Annotated in this window: 16 protein-coding genes; all 16 read left to right on the forward strand. The window is 62.5% G+C overall.

Going from position 1 to position 20,794, the window contains the following annotated elements; translation table 11 throughout:
- The first annotated feature begins 2 nt into the window (after positions 1-2).
- The 16 genes from EPO61_10485 (at position 3) to EPO61_10560 (ending at position 20,725) form a co-directional block, all read left to right on the forward strand.
- On the forward strand, positions 3-767 hold the full coding sequence (locus EPO61_10485; protein TAJ08508.1) for an ABC transporter permease: 765 nt from the start codon (positions 3-5) through the stop codon (positions 765-767).
- 19 nt (positions 768-786) lie between these two features.
- Positions 787-2,088 carry a nucleotide sugar dehydrogenase gene (locus EPO61_10490; GenBank protein TAJ08509.1) on the forward strand — a complete coding sequence of 434 codons (1,302 nt, stop codon included), beginning with the start codon at positions 787-789 and terminating at the stop codon, positions 2,086-2,088.
- A 94-nt stretch (positions 2,089-2,182) separates the two neighbouring features.
- Positions 2,183-4,276, forward strand: coding sequence for a hypothetical protein (locus EPO61_10495; GenBank protein TAJ08510.1), 2,094 nt, complete (start codon positions 2,183-2,185; stop codon positions 4,274-4,276).
- Positions 4,277-5,776, forward strand: coding sequence for a glycosyltransferase (locus tag EPO61_10500; GenBank protein TAJ08511.1), 1,500 nt, complete (start codon positions 4,277-4,279; stop codon positions 5,774-5,776). It begins immediately after the preceding gene.
- Positions 5,731-6,693, forward strand: coding sequence for a hypothetical protein (locus tag EPO61_10505; GenBank protein TAJ08512.1), 963 nt, complete (start codon positions 5,731-5,733; stop codon positions 6,691-6,693). Before EPO61_10500 ends, EPO61_10505 begins: the two co-directional genes overlap by 46 nt.
- A gap of 5 nt (positions 6,694-6,698) precedes the next feature.
- Entirely contained in the window at positions 6,699-8,012 is a 1,314-nt protein-coding gene (locus EPO61_10510) for an ATP-binding cassette domain-containing protein (GenBank protein TAJ08513.1), read from the forward strand.
- Entirely contained in the window at positions 8,005-8,844 is an 840-nt protein-coding gene (locus EPO61_10515) for a class I SAM-dependent methyltransferase (protein ID TAJ08514.1), read from the forward strand. The genes EPO61_10510 and EPO61_10515 overlap by 8 nt, the downstream gene beginning before the upstream one ends.
- A 14-nt stretch (positions 8,845-8,858) precedes the next feature.
- Positions 8,859-9,620: a methyltransferase domain-containing protein gene (locus EPO61_10520; protein TAJ08515.1), complete on the forward strand. Its 762-nt coding sequence runs from the start codon at positions 8,859-8,861 to the stop codon at positions 9,618-9,620.
- A gap of 34 nt (positions 9,621-9,654) precedes the next feature.
- Entirely contained in the window at positions 9,655-11,538 is a 1,884-nt protein-coding gene (gene asnB, locus EPO61_10525) for an asparagine synthase (glutamine-hydrolyzing) (GenBank protein ID TAJ08516.1), read from the forward strand.
- Positions 11,535-12,788 (forward strand): glycosyltransferase, encoded by a 1,254-nt coding sequence (locus EPO61_10530; protein ID TAJ08517.1) that lies wholly within the window; start codon positions 11,535-11,537, stop codon positions 12,786-12,788. Before asnB (EPO61_10525) ends, EPO61_10530 begins: the two co-directional genes overlap by 4 nt.
- Positions 12,785-13,984: a glycosyltransferase family 1 protein gene (locus EPO61_10535; protein ID TAJ08518.1), complete on the forward strand. Its 1,200-nt coding sequence runs from the start codon at positions 12,785-12,787 to the stop codon at positions 13,982-13,984. The genes EPO61_10530 and EPO61_10535 overlap by 4 nt, the downstream gene beginning before the upstream one ends.
- The gene (asnB, locus tag EPO61_10540; protein ID TAJ08519.1) at positions 13,954-15,879 is read left to right on the forward strand and encodes an asparagine synthase (glutamine-hydrolyzing); all 1,926 of its coding nucleotides are present in this window, start codon (positions 13,954-13,956) and stop codon (positions 15,877-15,879) included. Before EPO61_10535 ends, asnB (EPO61_10540) begins: the two co-directional genes overlap by 31 nt.
- A complete protein-coding gene (locus tag EPO61_10545; GenBank protein ID TAJ08520.1) occupies positions 15,855-17,096 on the forward strand; it encodes a glycosyltransferase in 1,242 nt (413 codons plus the stop codon). The genes asnB (EPO61_10540) and EPO61_10545 overlap by 25 nt, the downstream gene beginning before the upstream one ends.
- A 4-nt stretch (positions 17,097-17,100) precedes the next feature.
- Positions 17,101-18,171: an undecaprenyl/decaprenyl-phosphate alpha-N-acetylglucosaminyl 1-phosphate transferase gene (locus EPO61_10550; GenBank protein TAJ08521.1), complete on the forward strand. Its 1,071-nt coding sequence runs from the start codon at positions 17,101-17,103 to the stop codon at positions 18,169-18,171.
- Entirely contained in the window at positions 18,168-19,523 is a 1,356-nt protein-coding gene (locus EPO61_10555) for a protoporphyrinogen oxidase (protein TAJ08522.1), read from the forward strand. Before EPO61_10550 ends, EPO61_10555 begins: the two co-directional genes overlap by 4 nt.
- The gene (locus tag EPO61_10560) at positions 19,520-20,725 is read left to right on the forward strand and encodes a glycosyltransferase family 1 protein (protein ID TAJ08523.1); all 1,206 of its coding nucleotides are present in this window, start codon (positions 19,520-19,522) and stop codon (positions 20,723-20,725) included. Before EPO61_10555 ends, EPO61_10560 begins: the two co-directional genes overlap by 4 nt.
- Positions 20,726-20,794 lie beyond the last annotated feature (69 nt).

Below are 20,794 nucleotides of genomic sequence, written 5' to 3' on the forward strand. Positions count from 1 at the left end.
CCATGCGGCGCATTGCCGTCATTGCCTTGAACACGTTCCGGGAGAATCTCAGGGACAAGATTCTCTACAATCTTCTCTTCTTTGCCTTGCTGCTGATGGGCGGTTCCGTCTTATTGGCGGATCTCACGATCATGGAGCATCGGCGGATCGTGACGGATATGGGGCTGGCCACCATGAATCTCGCGGGGGTGATCATTGCCGCCTTCGTGGGAATCGGCCTGGTCGGCAAAGAGATCGAGCGGCGGACCGTCTACACGATTTTGGCCAGGCCGATCAGCCGGACGCAATTCATCATCGGCAAGTACCTTGGGTTGGTGCTGACCCTGCTCGTCAATGTGACGGTGATGCTGGCCGTCTTCCTCATGACGCTCTGGATGTATAAGACCCCCCTCCATGCGGCGCTGTTCCAGGCCGTGGGGCTGATCTTCGTCGAGTTGCTGCTGGTGACCGCGCTCGCCCTGTTTTTCTCGACGTTCAGCACAACCACGTTGAGCGCCATCATGACCTTGGGGGTCTATGTCATCGGGCATCTGACCACCGACCTCAAGGGACTGGCGGAGAACAGCCAGAACGCCGCCGTGCAGGTCGTGGTCGCGTGGCTGTATTACCTGTGCCCTAATCTAGACGTGCTGAACGTGAAGGGACAGGCCTCCACCAATGGGATCGTTGACATGTCGTATGTGGCGGTGGCATCGATGTATGGGCTGCTGTACGCCGCGCTGCTGCTGACGGCCGCCTGCGCGGTCTTTCGCAATCGGGATTTTTAGTAACTTAGGGGGGCGTCTGATGAGTTTGCTGGACAAGATCAAGAATCGCTCGGCCGTGATCGGCGTTGTGGGGCTGGGGTATGTCGGATTGCCCCTGGCGGTGTTGCAGGCCAAGACCGGCTATCGCGTCATCGGGGTGGATGAAGTCGCTGAGAAGGTGGACCGGGTGTCCCGCGGTGAAAACTATATCTCGGACGTGGACAGCGCCGAGCTGAAAGAGGCGGTGAAGACCGGGAAGCTTTCGGCTACCAGCGACTTTTCGGCCTTGCGCGGCTGCGATATCGTCATGATCTGCGTCCCGACCCCGTTGACCAAGAACAAGGAGCCGGATATCAGCGCCGTCGTGTCGGTCACCAAGCAACTGGCCAAGCACGTGCATCCCGACATGCTCGTGGTGCTGGAGAGCACGACCTATCCGGGGACGACCGAAGAGGTCATGTTGCCGATCTTGACCGCGGGCGGGTTGAAAGTCGGCCAGGACATCTTCGTTGCCTTCTCGCCCGAGCGCGTGGACCCGGGCAACCGGTCGTTCAAGACGCACAACACCTTCAAGCTGGTCGGAGGGGTGACGCCGGCCTGCCTGACCGCCGCGCGGGCCTTCTACGAACAGTCCATCGTCAAGATTTTCCCCGTCTCGTCCCCCCGGGTGGCCGAGATGACGAAGGTGTTCGAGAACGTCTTCCGGTCCGTCAATATCGCCCTGGTCAATGAGCTCGCCATCCTCTGCGACCGCATGGGCCTCAACGTGTACGAAGTGATCGACGCGGCCGCCACCAAGAACTTCGGGTTTATGCCCTTCTACCCGGGGCCTGGCGTAGGCGGCCACTGCATTCCCCTGGATCCCTATTATCTCGCCTGGAAATCCAAGGAATACGACGTCCATGCCCGGTTCATCGAGCTGGCCGGCGAAATCAACGAGGGGATGCCCTACTACGTGCTGGCCAAGATCCAGCGGCTGCTCAATCAGCACGGCCATTGCATCAACGGATCGGAGGTCTTGATCCTGGGCGTGACGTACAAGGCGGATGTGGCCGACTGGCGTGAAACTCCGGCCATCAAGGTCATGGAACTCTTGCAACGGGAGAAGGCGAAACTGGTCTATGCGGATCCCTTTACCCCGTCGGTGGAGATTGAAGGACGGTCATATTCGGCCGTGGAGGTCACGGATGCACAGCTTCGCCGTTGCGCCTGCGCCGTCATCCTGACGGCCCATTCGGCCTTTGATTACGAGCGCATCGTGAAACTGGCCCCGGTGGTGTTCGACACCAGAAACGGCACGAAGCACGTCACGGGCAAGAAGGACAACGTGGTGTTGCTCTAGGCTGCCACCTAATCCGCGCGATCCGCGCGCGGCTGAAGCTTCGGTCCACCCGTTTCATTCCGATTGATGGCTCGACGATGATGGGAGGGAGCCGGTGGCATTAACCGGGACACAGAAGCGAGAGCTTGCGCTCATCGTGGGCCTCTCTCTCTTCACGATGGTTGCGCTGGTCGCCGGAGGCTGCTTCGATTTCACCCTCTCCACACGACCGGTGGTGTTTTTCGACGGAAGTTGTGGCCCGCGGCTTTGGGCAAATGGACTTCAGTGTCAGCGTGACGGAAAGTGGGACGATCGTCAGAGTGGATGGGCAATCGACGCCGGAGGGCAGGGCCATATTCTCGCCAAGGTGGAACTCGACCCAGAGTCGAGACTGACCCGTTTCTTGGCCGGAGGCCGGGCGGATAGAAACGCTCGGTTTTCCGTCTTGGCGTTTGGAACGGCAGACCCTCGTCTGCGCATTCGGGTCGCGGTTTCTTCTGATGGGCATACGTTTACCCCCCTGGCCAATACCCTCGCGGTCGACGGGAAAAAAGTCTATCTCACCTCACTCAAAGATCGCGAAGACACGCTGTGGGTGAAGCTCGACATTCCTGGCGAGGGGCTATCGGCCGCGACGTCGCCGGTCATCCTGTCGCGCATCCAATTCATGGCGGCGAAGGCGCCCCTCGCGCTGCCAAATCTGGCGATAGCGGCACTGCTCATTCTGACGCCGATATTGGCGTATTATCTTCGAATCGGCACCGAAGGGAAGTGGGCGCTGGCGTATGCGTTGGCCATCCTCTGTGGATTGGCCGTATTGGTTGAGGCGATCACCAAGACGTGGACGCAGGCGGACAACCCGATTCGCTGGTGGGAATTGATCACCGACGGGGAAGAGCGGGATCTCTACCTCTTCATTCCATACCTGGTTTTATTGGGACTGCTTGGTTGGCAACAATGGGCGGGCGCTCGGCCCGTGGAAGCCTCTGTGTCATGGGGCCGGTTCGCCCTGGCCGGCTTGTTCGTCTGGGGTCTGGGCCGTCGGATCGTCGCCTTCGCTCATGTACTTGATCAGAAGCTGGAAACGGACGTGGTGGCGTACCAAGACATGGCCAGGACGCTGACGGCTCCGTACGAAACCGCTTTCCGGGAGCCGCTCTGGATCTGGATCACCAAAGGATGGCTCACCGTCGTCGGCTGGGAGGCGCCGCAGATCCGTGCCCTGTCCCTTTTCTTCTCTTTGGTGGTGATCGGCCTCGCCTACAAAGTGTTTCGCGATTATACCGGACGCCCAATCATCGGAGGGCTGGTGGCGATCCTTCTCTTCATGAATCCCTATCTGATCCGTCTGAGTGTGCGTGGGTTCAGGGAGGAAGTCTACACAGCGGCCCTCCTGGCCGTCGTCTATTTTGCCCTTGTGCCGACGCCGAAGATGTCTCTGTGGTCCCAGGCCATCGGGTTGGCTCTGGCCGGGGCGGCGGTACAGTTGCTGCGTTTCAATAGTTACGTGTTTCTCCTCCTGCTGCTGTTGGTGTGGGTGTGGAAGAAGGCGAATGGCCGATGGGGATACGTGGCCGTGCCGGTGCTGTTCATTCTTGCGGTCTCGCTTCCTCACGTGATCCATAACTACAAGGTGTATGGAGATCCTTTGTATAGCATCAATTTCCACTTTACATGGTTTCGGAACTACGAATTCGTCGTCAAGAAGGGACTGTTCTGCGAGGGTTGCCCGACTCGCGATCAATATTTTATGACGCCGTATGCCGGTCCGCCCATTAGTGGGTTCCAGTATATCTTCGGCCTGCATAATTTCCGGGAGATCCTGAGCATCATGCTGGAAGGTTATTGGAAGATGTTCTTGACCCCATCCGATTGGTTGGAGGTCCAAATAGGCACGAGATCTCTCAGCGGATATACGCTGTACGTGCTTGGCCTGGGGCTTGTCCTGGCCAGCCGCTATCGCGAAATCGTCCTGCTCATCGTGTGCACGGCCAGTTTTCTTCCCTTCCTGGTGACGAACAATATCGAGGTGCGGGTAGGGGCCTACCTCGTACCGTTCACGACCTTTCTGTTGGCCTATGGGATATGGTGGACGTGCGGGCAGGTCTTGCGTCTGGGAACGGTGCTTGCCGAGGCCTGCGATCGGCGGGACGTCTCCGGGAAACTGGATATGATGGCAGTGGAGCGGAGAGCCCCAAAAGCAGATTGAGTGCCTGAGTCAATGTTTCGGCAAGCCCACGGAGCGTTTGTTGCCGGGCAGGCACTGGGACGGTCGGTTATGCACGGAAGAGCATTGCAGAATGAAGGCGACGCCGCTACGGCCCCGCGACCGCTGCGGATATGCTTTGTCTCGTCGCAGGTCTATGGGCTGTTTCGTCCGAGCTCCGGGCTGCCTATCGGCGGCGCTGAAGTCCAGATTGCCTCTCTGGCGAAGGAGTTGGCGCATCATCCGAAGTGTGAGGTCGTGATCTTAACCGGGGACGGCGCACGCACGGACAGAGAACGTGAGGGGGATATCGCGATTGTTTTGAGCCCTCTGTATGCGGTTTCGCCGGCGTATCTGGAAAGCTCCGGAGCCGCGCCATCCGCGGCAGATGACCTCCCGATCGGCTGGGGAAGCATCAAAGAGAAAGGGCACCGGTATGTGGGACAATGTCCAGGGTGGCTTGCCTTCGTCATTCGTTCGGTCGTGCGCGGAGGATATACGTGCAAGAGATGGCTGCTGTCCATTCCCGCTCTCCATTGGTTTGCCGGGAAGATTCGCGAGGGACAGCGAACGCTGCAATGGCTGTGGCTATTCCGATCGATCCGGGCCGACGTCTACGTCACGCGCTGCGCGTCGGCGCAAGTGGGGTACATGCAGACCGTGTGCTCGCTCCTGCGCCGCCCGTTTGTGTACATGGTCGCCCATGAGATGGATGTGTCAGGGGAATATGTCCGGGCCAATCCAAGCGCGGGGAGGCTGTTTGAACGAGGGTTGCGGCGCGCCGATGCCATTGTGTGCCAGCATGGGGGGCAGGCCGATCTGGTTCGGACGCGATACGCTCGCGATGCGTATGTGGTGCGATCGGTGTGTCCATCGCCGATCCGGTCGAGCGCCGTCGAGTCGAAGAAAACAATCCTCTGGATTGCGAGGACGGACTCGTGGAAACAGCCGGAGCTCTTTCTGGATTTGGTCGCCCGCCTGCCGACGGAGTCGTTTGTGATGGTGGCGCCGCCCAGCCAAATTGAGCCTGATATCCTGCGCAGGATTAAGGACCGGGTCAAGCTGCTGGCGAATCTGCGTTTCCTCGAACGGGTTCCGTTTGAAGCGACCGCTACGTTGTTCGAAGAAGCCAAGGTCTTCGTGAACACATCGAAGTGGGAGGGATTTCCAAATACATTCTTGCAGGCCGCGGCGTGCGGAACGCCTATTGTGTCCTGGTCGGTCAACCCGGATGGGGTGTTGGACCGCCATCAATTCGGGCTGTGTGCGAATGGCGATACGGCTCGATTTGAACAGCTTGTCCGTCTGTTGTGCGCGGATGATGCGTTACGCACAGTCCTGGGGGAACAAGGCCGGCGGTATGTGCGTGAACATCACGATCCGGCCGTAGTGGCCGGGCAATTTGCGGAAATGTGCCGGGTGCTTTCCCGTGGGCATGAGGCGGGCGACGGACAGGTCTGCCGCCCTGTTCATGGAGATCGCCGTTCAATCATGGCTCCATAGGTGGCGAAGACGGCCCAGCGCGTCGATCGTTGGACCGAGTCCGTGGAGCGGCGCGAGTTCCCAAGAGCGGGCGTCCGCCACGCTCCAGCTGGGTTGTGCGGACCTCGGAGCAATTGTGTAGGGTGGATATCGTGATCGCCAAGGAAATTATTCGTCTCGCCCGCCTGACGTGGAACTTGGCGCGCATCGAGCTCGACTCTCAACGGAAGGAAACGGTATCGGGCTTAATATGGGTGGTGCTGTGGCCGCTTTTACAAGTTGGCGGCTTCCTGTTGGTGTTCCACTTCGTGCGGGGGGGAGATCGCCATACGGATTCGGCGGCGATTCTTGCGACGTATCTCGGCGTCTTGGTTTGGAGTACGGCGGTGACAGTGCTGATGAGCAATCTGCGCATCCTGAACACGAATCGAGACTTGATCATGCACATCCGGTTCCCCATCACCATTCTGTCGATCGTGGATGTGACCGTGAAGTATGTCTTGTTCCTCGTGCAACTGTTTGTCGCGTTGGGGATCTGGCTGGCAGTGGTACCCAACGACCAGTGGTATCTGGCGCTGGTCTATCTGCCGCTGTACCTCGTCGCCTTTTATTGCGCCCTTGTGGTGATGGCGTGGCTGGCCTCACTGGTCGGTGCGGCCGTCCCGGAAGTGTCCGCTATCATTCCGCCGATGCTCGTGGTGCTTCTGGCTCTGTCGCCGGTGTTCCAGTCCGACCTTGAGGCCTTGCCGTGGATGATTCAGCGCATCAATGACGTCAATCCGTTCTCGATCTGGGTATCGGTCTTTTATGCGACGATCGGCGTCTCGCCCGCAGGTCCGAGCGCCCCCATTATGCTTTTGGTGAGCTCATTGATCGCGGTGATCTGTGCGCGTGTTCTGGTGGACGTCTTTTATCGAAACGTTGCCAGGGTGATCTAGTGGCTATGGCGAGAACGGATCAGGCTCCGGCACTCCCGGCTGGGGCCCTGGAAGTCCGCAATCTGGTCTTCGAGTACCCGCTGTACCAGAATTTTGCCATCGATCGGCTTCGCGCGGTGATTGGATTGGCAGTGCCCCGCCTGCAACCCAACGTCCGTCGGGTCTTGAATGAGGTATCGTTTGCCGTCAAGCCGGGCGAGATCGTGAGCATCGTCGGGGGCAACGGGGCGGGGAAGACCTCCCTGTTGCGAGTCGTGTCCGGAGTGGTCGGACCGTCGGCTGGCACGGTGCGCGTGGGGGGGCGGGTTATGGCGTTGCTGGCCATGGGGGCGGGATTCAGGCCGATGCTTACGGGACGAGAGAATTTGATCTATAGCGGGCTGCTCTGGGGCCTGGAGAAGCGCGAAATTGAAGCGCTGGTCCCTGAAATCGGCGAATTCTCGGAACTGAATGACGCCCTGGACCAGCCCTATTTTACCTATTCGTCCGGCATGCAGGCTCGCCTGGCGTTTTCCTTGGCGTCCCGCATGCCTGCCGACATTGTCATTCTCGACGAGACATTGGCCGCCGGCGATGCCAGGTTTGTTTCGAAGTGCCACGGCTACCTCAAGCGGATGCATGCGTCCGGGAAGACGATTCTGTTCGTGTCGCATAATTTGGGCGAGGTGGCGCGCCTCAGCTCGCGCGTGATCGTGTTGGAGAAGGGCGGCGTGACATTCGACGGCGATGTCGTGGAAGGACTCAAGTGTTACGAGCACTCGCTTGCCAAATCGTGGGCTGACGTCGAGGGGATGTCAACGGAGGGTGAAGGCTTGGCTCATGTGTCCGTATCGGTGGCCGTCAAGGACGCAGGCGGCCGTGCGCTTGATGTGGTGGAGATCGGTCAACGCGTCGTGGTCGAAATGACGATTGCCTCGCCGCATGAACTCGGTGAATCATTTGTCTTTCTCCGCCTGAACAACAGAGAGGGGCGGCAATTCTGCGCCTACCTGATGCCGAGTCGCTGGGAAGTGTTGCGCGAACGTTCACAAGACCGGTACTGCTACTGTGTCGACATCGGGGCGGGCAAGACCGTCGTCGCCTGGACGCTTCCCCATTGGATCTACGGCGAAGGACGGTATTTTTGGGATGCGTATGTCGGACCGCCCTGCGAATCCGACTCTCCGGATGTCTCGCAAGGGCGTTTTTGGCGGCACGTCGGGTGTCTTGCCACCGTGTACGGCAACGCGTATCTCAAAGGTGCCAATAGCGTTGCTGAAATGCCCGTGGAAAGCGTCAGCGTGAGACGGCCGACGCCGCCGATCACGTGTGATGCATGACACGCTTGCAATGGAACCTATGTCTGGCCATGAGCGTGTAATGGTACACCGCATCCAGTGGTCGCCCGAGTTGGTACAGCGATTTTGGACGGGCATTGCTCAAACGAGACTGTCCGAACTGAACTTCTCGCGGCACAATGCGGAGTATCTGATCGAGGTGGTCGCGCCCTATTTGAAGCCGCAAGGACGACATCTCGATTTCGGCGCGGGCGGGGGAGATCTTGTCAAGGCCCTGATTCAACGAGGGTACCCGACAGCGGCCTATGAACCGGTTCCGGCCCGCGCGTCCCGGATGGTTGAGGACATGGCAGCTCACGCCGGTTATTTAGGTGCGATTGGTGACGACGATACGGCGCAGTGTGACGTGGTGTTCATGGTCGAAGTGGTAGAGCACATTCTGGAGGCGGATCTCTCAGGCGTGTTTACACGAGTCAAGTCGTTGTTAGCTAGGCATGGTCGCGTGATCGTTACCGTGCCGTTTTTGGAGGATCTCGAGTTGGCGCAGGCGCTGTGCCCCCAGTGCGAGAGCCTCTTCCACCGATGGCAACACCAACGGGCTTTTACGTCCGAGAGCCTGCAGACGTTCATGCATCGTTTCGGATTCGAATGCATCGATCTGCGGCGCGAAGACTTTTCATGTAACCGGCTTATGGTCGAAGACTTGCGATACTTACACGGGGAGTTGGAGAAAATCCGGACCAATCGGGAGCGGTCCTGGCTCACGCGCATCAAACGTCGCGTGTTTCGGTCGAAGCTGGAACCGCCGATCCCCTTGCGATCGTCGCTTGCCGGTGCGCCGACGCACCTTCTTTATATCGGACGGCCGATGTAGGGTTGTGGCCACACATGTTTTCCATCGAATTTTTGCACGCGATTCGGCAGTACGAGATTCGGAAGATCGTTCGCCATATTTCGCCGGGCGCCCACGTTCTCGAGATCGGCGGCGGCACGGGATTTCAAGCCAAACTACTCGCCGAGCACGGGTTTCAGGTGGCATCCATCGATGTCGCAGACTCCAATTACAAGGAGAGCCGGGTGTTCCCCGTCACCGTCTATGATGGACAAACATTTCCCTTCGAGGATCGCACCTTCGACGTCGTGTTTTCTTCGAATGCGCTCGAGCATATTCCTGACTTGGAACAGATCCATCGCGAAAGTCGGCGCGTGTTGAAGCCGGGCGGCTATTGCGTGCATGTGATGCCGACCGCCATGTGGCGGTTTTGGTCGAGCGTGACCCATTATGTTGAATTGGTTCAAGAGTGGACGGCGCTGTGCCCCGGGCTTGTGCCGAAACATTTGAACAGGTCCGGCCTCACGGATACTCTGAGCGTGCTTGCTCGAATGTGGAGGCTGGTCAAAGGGTATGCGATTCCTCCTCGGCATGGAGAGACCGGCACGGTCATGACGGAGCTGTGGACCTTCCGCCGGCGCCATTGGGAGAATCATTTTCGGCGCGCGCACTTTGCGCTGACCTGCGTCGAGCCCATGGGATTGTTCTATACCGGGCAAATGGTGCTCGGGCCGCGCTGGCGGATGGCGTCGCGTGAGCGCACGGCGTCGTTTCTGGGAAGCGCCTGTGTGCTCTACAGGGTTCGGCCGGTGGCGTAGGGGCTGATGCCGGCAGCTCCGGAAACTCTCGTCTATGTGTGGAATAGCTGGACAGATCGCCGCAGCCCGTCAGCCGGTGGACCCGCGTGAGATCGCGGCGATGGGGGCCAGTCTCCGGCATCGTGGGCCGGACGACCAGGGCCTGTATGTCAACGGCCATGTGGGGCTGGCGCACCGACGATTGAGCATCCTGGACCTCAGTCCGGCCGGCCGCCAACCGATGTCCAATGATGCGGGGACGATGTGGATTGCGTTCAACGGGGAGATCTACAACTACGAGGAGTTGCGCGGCAGACTCCGGTCTCCTCGCGCCTTCCGGTCCCGGACCGATACGGAGGTCCTGCTGGCCCTCTATGAGGATTATGGGATCGAGGCGCTCCCGCTTCTGCGCGGGATGTTCGCGTTCGCCATTTGGGACGAGCCGCGGCAACGGCTCGTGCTGGCGCGGGACCGGCTGGGGAAGAAGCCGCTCTTCTACACGGTGGATCAGCGGGGGCTTCGGTTTGCCTCGGAGTTAAAAGCCCTGGTGGCGGAGGGGCCCATGCCCGCCGTCGATCCGATCGCCGTCCATCATTATCTGACCTTCCAGTACATCCCGACTCCGCTCACGATCTTTCAAGGCATTCGGAAGCTCCCGCCGGGTCATATGTTGGTGTACGAGCAGGGGAAGGTCTCCGAGAGCGCCTACTGGTCGTTGTCCTATGACGAGAAGCGGGTCGGGCGATCCGAATCCGAATACAAGGAAGAGTTTCTCTCGCTGCTGACCGAGTCGGTGAAGCTGCGACTGGCCAGCGATGTGCCCCTGGGGGCCTTCCTGAGCGGCGGCGTGGATTCCAGCAGCGTGGTGGCGATCATGAGCCGGCTGATGGATCGGCCGGTCAAGACCTTTTCCATCGGGTTCAAAGAAAAAGAGTTCAATGAACTGTCCTATGCGCGGGACGTGGCCGTGCGCTTCGGCACCGAGCACCACGAGTTCATCGTCGAGCCGTCGGCCGTTGACCTGCTGCCCACGCTCGTGCGCGTCTACGATGAGCCCTTCGCGGACGCCTCGGCGATCCCGACCTACTATGTCTCGCAACTGAGCCGGCAGTTCGTGACCGTGGTGCTGAATGGAGACGGCGGCGACGAACTGTTGGCCGGCTATCCCCGGTACCATGTCACGCCGTACGACCGCCTCGGCGCCAGATGGTTGTCGGGCCCTGCCAGGGACCGGATCGGCCGTCTGCTCGCGCTGGTTCCCGCCGACGTCCCAGGATTGAGAAGAGCCCACAATCGCTTGGAACGGTTGCTCGTGCCGTTCAGCCGGACCTATCTCAACCGAATCTGCTACTTTTCGCCCAAGGAAAAGGAGCGGCTCTATGCCTCCGATTTCAACGACACCGTCAAAGGGGCGGACTCCTTCGCCCTCTTGGCCGAGTGGTTTGAACAGGCGCAGGCCTCGGAGTTGCTCGACCGATTGTTGGCCGTGGACACGCGGTCGTATCTGCCCGATGACCTCCTCGTTAAAGTGGACCGCGCCACCATGGCGCAGGGACTCGAGGCCCGCTCGCCGTTTCTGGACCATCGGCTGGTGGAATTCTGCGCGTCACTCCCGCCACATCTGAAGGTCCGGGCCGGCCAGAGCAAGTATCTGCTGAAAGCGGCGATGCGCGGGACGTTGCCCGACCAAGTCTTGGATCGCGACAAGATGGGGTTTGGCGTGCCGACCGACCAGTGGTTTCGCGGCGCCTGTTCCGATTTCGTACACGACACCCTCCTGTCCACGCGCTCGTTGCAGCGGGGGTATTTCAAGCCCGAGGCGCTGCGAGAGATGATCGAACAACGGCAGAGCGGCGCGTGCAGTTACGGTTCACGGATCTATGCGCTGTTGATGCTGGAGCTCTGGCACCAGGAGTATGCGGATCGGAGGGCGGCATGAATGCCCACGCCGCAGGTCGGACGGTCGGCGCACCGGCTTCCCCAGACCCATTCCAGACTCAAGGCCTCGCCCTGGCGGCGCAGGTGGTGACGGAGCCGCTGCTGCGCGTCGGGTTCATTTCCCCTCTCGGCTATGGCCTGTACCGGCCGGAGAGCGGAGTGCCGTTCGGCGGAGCCGAGGTCCAATTCTTCCTGCTGGCGAAGGAGATGGCCAAGGGCGATCGGCGACAGGTGCAGGTGCTGACGACGGTGGCCCACGCGCCTGGCGCGGAAGAACAGGGGCCGGTCACGGTGATCCGGCGGCAGGGCTTGCGTCGGCTGGAATCGTCGCTCGGGCCTGTCCGGCGATACCGGGGCTATGTCGAAGCCTTTCGGGACATGTACCGGCAATTACGGGCCATGGGGGCGGACGTGTATCTCCATTCCGGCTCCGGCGTGGAGGTCGGCGCCTATGCGGTGATCTGTCGCCTCCTGCGCAAGCGGTTCGTGTATGTGGTGGCCTCTTCGGCCGACCTGGACGAGCCCTATGGCAAGGTCCAGGGCCCGCTGCGATGGCTCTATCCTGTCGGCCTCCGCCTGGCCGACGCCATCGTGTGCCGGACCGATGAGCAACGAGCGCGATTGCGCGAACGGTACGGGCGAAGCGCCGTGCTGATCCGCACCGGCCATTCGATCCCTGAGACTCCTCCCGATCCGGCCGGGTCCGGTTCGATTTTATGGGTGGGCCGTGCGCATCCGCTCAAGCAGCCGGACCTGTTCCTGGACCTGGCCGAGCGGTTGCCGGGCGAGCGTTTCGTCATGGTCGCGATGCAGGATCCGGCTCATCCCGACTTGCTCCATACGTTGCGTCGACGGGCCGCCACACTGCCGCAGGTGACGTTCTACGAAGGGGTTCCCTGGGGAGAAATCGATGGCTTGTTCTCGCAAGCCAAGCTCTTCGTCAACACCTCCACCTACGAAGGGTTTCCCAATACCTTCGTCCAGGCGGCGATGCATCGCGTCCCGATTCTCTCCTGGAGAGTCAATCCGGATTCCGTGTTGACGACCCACCGCATCGGCGCCTGCGCGGACAGTTCCTTCGAGCGGCTGGTCGCGGAGACGGGACGTTTTGCCGGCGATGACGAGTTGCGCCGTGAGACCGGGACTCGCGCCCGCCGGTATGCTGAGGCGCATCATGACGTCGCGCGCGCGGCCGAGGCCCTTGCCGAGCTCCTCCTGCAGGTGGTCGGGCGCCAGGAGGTGACATCATGAGGCCGTTGCGCCTGGCCTATATCGGTCCCGCCCATTCCGTGACCACCCGACGCTGGGCCGAGTGGTTCGTGCGGCGTGGCCACGAGGTCACGATCCTGACGGTCGAACCGACGGACGAAGCGCTGCCCGATGGGTTTCGGCAGATCGATCTCAGCTCGGCTTGCGGCCCGCGTAAGCTGGGCCGGCTCCTCTCCGTCGCAAAGCTGGCCCTCCATCTGCGACGGCTGCGGCCGGATGTGGTCCATATCCATTACGCCAGGGGGCTGGCTTGGGGGCGGCTGATCGCCGGGGGCGCTCCCTTCGTCGTGACGGTATGGGGCAGCGATGTGCTGGAAGAGCAGGGGGCATTCAAGGAATGGTACGGCCGGTTCCTGACCGGCGCGCTGCTCAGGAAGGCCGATCTGGTGACCGTCCACTCGGCCTACATGGCCTCCCGCGTCCAGCCTCTGCTGACGCAGGGCTCGGTGACGGCTCGAATCGGCTGGGGCGTGGACGTGACCCGGTTCAGACCAGGACTGGATACGAGCGCCATCCGGGATCGGTGGCAGATTCCGACGGACCGGCTGGTCATCTTCAGCCCGAGAATTGCGCAGCCCTTCTATAATCTGGACCGGATCATCCGGGCCTTTGCGCTGGTGCGTGAACGAGTGCCCCAAGCCTTGCTGGTCCTGGCCGAGTTGTTGCCGGACCGGGCCTATGTGGACCGGCTCCGCCGGCTTGCGGCCGACGTAGGGGGCGGCGAGCAGGTCCGCTTTGCGGGAGCCATCCCGTACCGGGACATGCCGCTCTGGCTGAATCTGGCCGAGGTGTCCGTCATGGTCCCTCGGTCGGACGGGATGCCCAATTCCCTCTGGGAGGCGATGGCCTGCGGGACGATTCCGGTATTGAACCGCCTGCCTCAATATGCCGAGCTGATTCGAGACGGCGAGAACGGGTTTCTCACCAGTTCGGATCCGGAGCCGCTGGCCGATACGTTGGTGCGGGCTCTGGCCGATCCTGCGGAGCGGCAGCGGATCGCTCGGCACAACCGAGAGATCGTGCTGGAGTCGGGCAATCAGGATCGCGAGATGGAGAAGATGGAGCATTGGTACGCAACGCTGGCCGCGGGGCGGGTCGCAGGACCAGTGACGCCCACGAACGGCAGGGAGAAGGACCCTCGAATACCATGTGCGGGATCGCCGGAATCGTCCAGCTAAACCGGCAGCCGCTGGACAGCGGCTTGCTGGAAAGCATGACCCGCTCGCTGGCCCACCGGGGGCCGGACGGTGAAGGCTATGTGCTCCTGGCCCAGGAGGGGCCAGGCAAGCCGATCGCGGTCACGGGCCGGCTCTCGGACTCCCTCCGGTCCGTCCCGCGCGAATATTCCGTCGGGTTCGGCCACCGGCGCCTGGCCATCCTGGATCGCTCGCCGCTCGGCCATCAGCCCATGTCCTGCGAGCGGGGAGACCTGTGGCTCACCTACAACGGAGAGATCTACAACTATCTGGAGATCAGGCAGACGTTGCAGCAACGGGGCTGGACCTTCCGGTCCATGAGCGACGCCGAGGTGCTTCTCTACGCCTATCGGGAATGGGGCGAGGATTGCCTGCACCGCTTCAACGGCATGTTCGCCTTCGCCCTGTGGGATGCGCGTGCACAGAAGCTGTTCTGCGCGCGAGACCGATGGGGCATGAAGCCGTTCTATTATCGCGTCACGGCGGACCGGTTGACGTTCGGCTCCGAGATCAAGGCCTTGCTCCAGGAGTCGCAGGCGGCGCCGGCTGCGAACCAACGGCTGGTCCACGCCTATTTGCTGCTGGGGTTGCAAGACCATACGGACGGGACGATGTTCGAAGGCGTCCACCAACTCAGGCCCGGCCATGTCTTGACCGTGGAGCGGGGGCGGCTGCGAGTCCGGAAGTGGTGGACCCTGGATACTATGTCCGCCGCGGAGGCGGTTGACGATGCGGCCGCGGTCCGGACCTTCCAGGACCTGTTTGCCGATGCCGTCCGCCTCCATCTGCGGAGCGATGTGCCGGTGGGCAGCTGTCTGAGCGGCGGCCTCGATTCCTCGTCCATCGTCTGCACGATGCAGCGCCGGCTTGCCACGAAGCCGGCCAGAACTTTTTCCGCCTGCTTCGACGAGCCCGCTTGCGACGAGCGGCCCTATCTGCACGCGGTGGTGGCGCAGACCGGAGTCGAGTCCCTGGAAGTCTTTCCCGACGGACGCCGTCTGTACCGGGACCTACCCCTGGTGCTCTGGCACCAGGAGGAACCGTTCGGGAGCACCAGCTTTCTGGCCCAGTGGGCGGTCATGCAAGCAGCGGGAGAACAGGGGATCAAGGTGTTGCTGGACGGGCAGGGCGGCGATGAACTGCTCTGCGGCTATCCGGGTTACTGGGGGTCGTACTTCGGAGATTTGGTGCGGCAAGGGGCGCTGGGCAAGGCCTGGCATGAGCTACGGGCTTATCGGGCTTCCCAGGGGGGGCCGGCTCCGACCGTGGCGGCCAACATCGCGCGGGCACTCCTTCCGTCCCGGTTGGTGGCCTCGGCCCGCTCCCGGATGAAAGGCCATGGGACATGGGTCAACCGGGAATTCGCCGCACGCTACAGTCTGGCGACCGACTACGAGGAGCGAGGCGGGACGGCACTGGCGAACCACGTCGGCGCCTATCTCGAAACGTACAGCCTCCCGGCGTTGCTGCACCACGAAGACCGGAGTTCCATGGCTTTTTCAGTCGAGGCGCGCCTGCCGTTTCTTGACGTGCGTCTCGCGGACCAGCTCCTCCGGTGGCCGGCCAGGCTCAAATTGCGGGAGGGGATGAGCAAGGTCATTCTGCGGGCGGCGATGGAGGGGGTGCTGCCAGAATCCGTCCGGCTGCGGACGGACAAGATGGGTTTTGTGACCCCTCAAGACCGGTGGCTGCGGGAAACCTGGCGCCCGGATGTCGAGGCGCTGTTCCAGTCGCCGGCCTTTGCGCAGCGGGGTTACTGGGACCCGGTTCGGCTGCGGCAAGCCTATCGCGACTATTGTGCCGGGCGGACGGAATTGGGCAACAGCATCTGGCGCTGCCTGTGTCTGGAACTATGGCATCAACGCTTTCTCTCATAACCGCGAACGAGCCGCCTGCGGCCGGGGTCGGCGATCGACGCCGGTCACCCGACGAGGCGCAGGGCCGAGCCCGTCTCCGGCTGCTGCTGCTGACCGTCGGCCTCGGCATCGGGGGGACGGAAGAGCAGATCAAGGAACTCGCCTTGCGGCTGGACCGGCGGCGGTACGACGTCACGGTCTGCGCGCTCAAAGGACGGGGGGTCATTGCAAACGAGTTGATCGCGCAGGGGGTCCCTGTGGTGCTCCTGGAGGGGAAGGCGAAGGGCGACGCGCGCGTGCTCTTCCGGTTGTATCGGCTCATCCAGACCCTGCGCCCGGACATCGTCCACGCCTTTCTCGGCCAGGCCAACCTCGGCGCGGCGCTGGTCGGCCGACTGCTCGCCGAGCCGATCGTCGTCTGGTCCTATCGGGACCTGGATGTCTGGAGAAAGGGCTTGCACTGGATGCTGGACCGCTGGGCCGTCCGTCGGGTCGCAGCCGTGACTTGTTGTTCGGATTCGGTCCGCCGCTATGTCTCGCAGCACATGCGACTGCCGCCGGAGCGCATCACGACCATTCACAACGGGGTGGATCGGGCCCGGTTCAGGGCGCCATCGCCGATGGGGCGGGCGCAACTCGGCCTGCGGGATCATCTGCCGGTGGTCGGGACCGTCTGCCGCCTGGATGAACCGAAGAAGGGCCTGGCGGTTCTGCTGCGGGCCATGCGCCTCTCAGCCGACCGGGGGGATGCGCCGGCCTGGCAATTGCTGATCGTGGGAGAAGGGCCGGCCAGAGAGGGGCTCGAACGACTGAGCGCAAGCTTGGGCCTGGCCGAGCGTGTCGTCTTTGCCGGTCCGCGGCGTGACGTGGCGGCGGTCCTTCCGCTCATGGATTTGTTTGTCTGTCCTTCGCTCTATGAAGGATTTGGTATCGCGATTGTGGAAGCGATGATGGCCGGCTTGCCGGTCGTCGCCAGTTCGGTGGGGGGGATCATGGAAATTGTCCGGTCCGGCGACACGGGTCTTCTTGTCCCGCCCGGCGATCCGGCCGCTTTGGCGGAAGCCATTCAGGAGGTGCTCGGTCACCCTGACAAGGCTGCTTGGTTCGGACGACAGGGACGACAGTCGGCGGAAGCGGCTTTTTCCGTGGAGACCATGGTCGAGCGCCACGGAGCCCTCTATGAATCCCTCGTAGAGGCGGCCGGACCGTGCAGGGTGATGCAACAGGAGAAACGCTGAAACCATGCTGCTCCTAGTCCTGACTTTCGGGCTGGCTTTTTTACTGAGCCTCTACGGAGTGCCGGTGGCGCGTCAGGCGGCGCTCAAGTATGGCATCGTGGACAGTCCGGACGGGAGGCTCAAGCAGCAGCGCGAACCGGTGCCTTATTTGGGCGGGCTGGCGATCTACCTGGCCTTCCTGATCAGTCTGGCCTTCACGTTCGAATTCCGCCATGACGTGTTGGGGATCATCCTGGCCGGGACGCTGATCCTGTTGCTGGGCTTGATCGACGATTTCGGCGTGCTCTCGCCGGGCGTCAAACTGATCGGGCAGTTCCTGGCCGTCTTCGTGCTGATCAAAAGCGGCATCCGGGTGGAGATCGCCGCATTGCCCGAATGGATGGACCTGGCCCTGACCGTGATCTGGATGCTGGGGGTCATCAATGCGTTCAATCTCCTGGACATCATGGACGGCCTGGCGGCGGGGGTCGGGTTCGTCTGTTCAGCCTGCCTGCTCACCGTGGCGTTGCTGAACGGAGACCAAACCCTGGCCTTCATGTTGACGGCGCTGGCCGGGAGCCTACTGGGCTTCCTGCGCTACAACTTCCGGCCCGCCATGATCTATATGGGCGACGCCGGCGCCATGTTCATCGGCTTGATGTTGGGCGCGGTCTCGATGATCGGCCAGTACCGGGGGAGCCATCCCCTGGCCCTGTTGAGCCCGGCCTTTATCCTGGGCGTCCCGCTCCTCGACACGCTCTTCGTCGTGTACATGAGGCTCGCGCGCGGGGTGCCGGTCTTCGTGGGCAGTCCCGACCATTTGGCCCTGCGCCTGAGACGCCACGGGTTTCCGGTTCCGGTGGTGGTGAGCGTCCTGTACGCCGCCTCGGCCCTGCTGGGCGGCATCGGATTGGCGCTCCTGTTCGTCGAGGTCCAATTGGCGCTGGTACTGGTCGGCCTGACGGGACTGGGGTTCATCGCCACGATCCTTGTGATGAAGCGCGTGGATGTGACCGTGCCGGGGCCGCCCGACGCCGCAGGGACGACGGCCGTCGCGGTGCCCGGGGACGTCCGGGAGGGGCGGGTGCCGTCATGATCGTGGTCGTCGGCGCCGGCCTGGCCGGCCTCAGCACGGCTTATCACCTGGACAGGCCCTACCGGCTCTGCGAGCGGGACCGCGAAGCCGGCGGGCTCTGCCGTTCCTACGAGGTGAAGGGGTTCACGTTCGACATGACCGGCCATCTGCTGCATTTCCGCCAGGCGGAGATCAAGGCGTTGGTGGAAAGGCTGCTGGAGGGCCGGCTGGAGCGGCACGTCCGCCGGTCGTTCATCTATTCCCACCGGACCTACACGGAATATCCGTTCCAGGTGAATACCTACGGGCTGCCGCCCGAGGTCGTCCGGGACTGCCTGCTGGGGTTCATCGCCACGTTGGCCAAGCCTCCCGCCGGCCAGCCGCAGGAGCAGTCCTTCAAGGCCTGGATACTGGACAATCTCGGGGAGGGAATCGCCAGGCATTTCATGGTGCCGTTCAATGAAAAGCTCTGGCAGGTGCCGCTGGACGAGCTGACCTCCGACTGGGTCTCCTGGCTGATTCCCAAACCGGACGTCAAGGATGTGATCAACGGGGCGCTGGGCATCAAGGACAAGACCTTCGGCTACAACCCCACGTTCCTCTACCCCAAGCGGGGCGGTATCGACGCCTTGCCGAAGGCGTTTCTGCCGCGCGTGCCGGACATTCAGTATGGAAGCGAGCTGGTGGAACTCGACACGCAGCGCCGTCGGGCGACCGTTCGGACGGGGCGGAACGGCTCGCAGGTGCTGGAGTATGAGCATCTGGTCTCCACGATCCCGATCCCGGAGCTGGTGCGACGGTGCACGGATTTGCCGAGCGACATCCGGGAGGCGGCGGAGGGGTTGCGCTGCGTGTCGGTCTACAGCGTCAACCTCGGGGTGGCGCGCGAGCGGGTCACCGACATGCATTGGATTTACTTCCCGGAGCCCGAGTACCCCTTCTACCGGGCCGGTTTTCCGATGAACTTCTCGCCCGGCTTGGGCCCGTCCGGCTGCAGCTCGATCTACGTAGAGATCTCACATCAGCCGACGGACGCGATGGCGTCGGATGACGTGCTCAAGCTGGTCCGGGGCGGGCTGGAGCAGGCCGGCATCTTCACCGCGAAGGATGAAATCGTCGCGGCCGACGTGCGCGACATCCGGTATGCCTATGTGCTCTTCGACCGGCACAGGGCCAGGGTCCTGCCGGCGATTCTTCAGGAATTGGAACGCCGCGGCATCCACTCCATCGGCCGGTACGGCCGCTGGGAACACACGTCCATGGAGGATGCGATCGGACAGGGCAAGAAACTGGCGGAGCAGCTCAACGGGCACGCGCAGAACAAGCCTCGATCGGCGATTGCAGCCACCGGCCAAGCCGGAGCCAATCCATGAACGAGCCGGTCGCCGTCGCCCATCTCATCACCAAGCTGGAGTTGGGCGGGGCGCAGCAGAACACGCTCTTCACCGTCGCCCACCTCGACCGGTCGCGCTTCCGTCCGATTCTGATTGCCGGGGAGCCGGGGCTGCTGGACCGCGAGGCATCGTCGTTGCCCGGCGTCGCCTTCCATCGGGTGCCCTCGTTGGTCCGTCCCATCAAGCCGCTCACGGACCTGCTGGCGCTGCTCAAGCTGACGTGGCTCCTGGCCAGACTCAAGCCCACGATCGTCCATACCCACAGCTCCAAGGCGGGGATTCTTGGCCGCCTGGCGGCCAAGCTGGCCGGGGTGCCGATCATCCTCCATTCTATCCACGGCTTCGGGTTCACGCCGGCCCACCGACCGGTTGCGCAGCGGTTCCTCGTGGCGCTGGAGCGTCTGGCGGCCAGGGTGACGACCGGGTTTATCGCCGTCTCGGAAGCCAACCGCCGGCAGGGCATGGCGCTCGGGATTTTTGCGGGGGATCGTTGCACCGTGATCCGGAGCGGAATCGACCGGGAGTTGTTTCAGCAGACGCACGTAGACCGACCGGCCAAGCGGCGCGAACTGGGCCTGGACCCAGGGCGGCCGGTGATCGGCATGGTGGCTCCGTTCAAACCGCAAAAGGCGCCGCTGGATTTCGTGCGCATGGCGGCGCTGGTGCATGGGGCCAGGTCGGACGCGCAGTTTCTGCTGATCGGGGATGGAGAACTGCGCAGCGCCATTGAAGCGGAAATCAAACAGCGCGGCCTGGCGGGGGTCGTCCATCTGGCCGGCTGGCGGCGGGACATTCCGGAAGTCATGCGCTGTCTGGATGTCTTGGCCCTGACCTCGCGCTGGGAGGGGTTGCCGCGAGTCTACCTGGAAGCCCTGGCTTGCGGCGTGCCGGTCGTCGGGACTCGGGTGGACGGGGCGACAGAGGCGATTCAGGAGGGTGTGAACGGGTATTTGGTGGAGCCCGGCGACGTGCGGAGCCTGGCCGAACGGGTCCTGGCGCTGCTGAACCATCCGGAGGAAGCGGCCCGCATGGGACAGGCGGGCCGGTCGCTGCCGGCCGAGTTCGATATCCATGAGATGGTCCGGCAGCAGGAGCGGGAGTATGATCGCTTCCTGGCCGCGATGAGAAACGGGAAGTCCTTGAGCCAGACGGCGGCCTATGGTACATCTGCCAAACATTGAGTAAACTATTGATCTGTTGATTTGCCGATCAAACGATCGAAGCATGTCAGGCTCCGTAATCAACACCTC

It is taken from the genome of Nitrospirota bacterium, from assembly GCA_004296885.1.
Taxonomy (GTDB): domain Bacteria; phylum Nitrospirota; class Nitrospiria; order Nitrospirales; family Nitrospiraceae; genus SYGV01.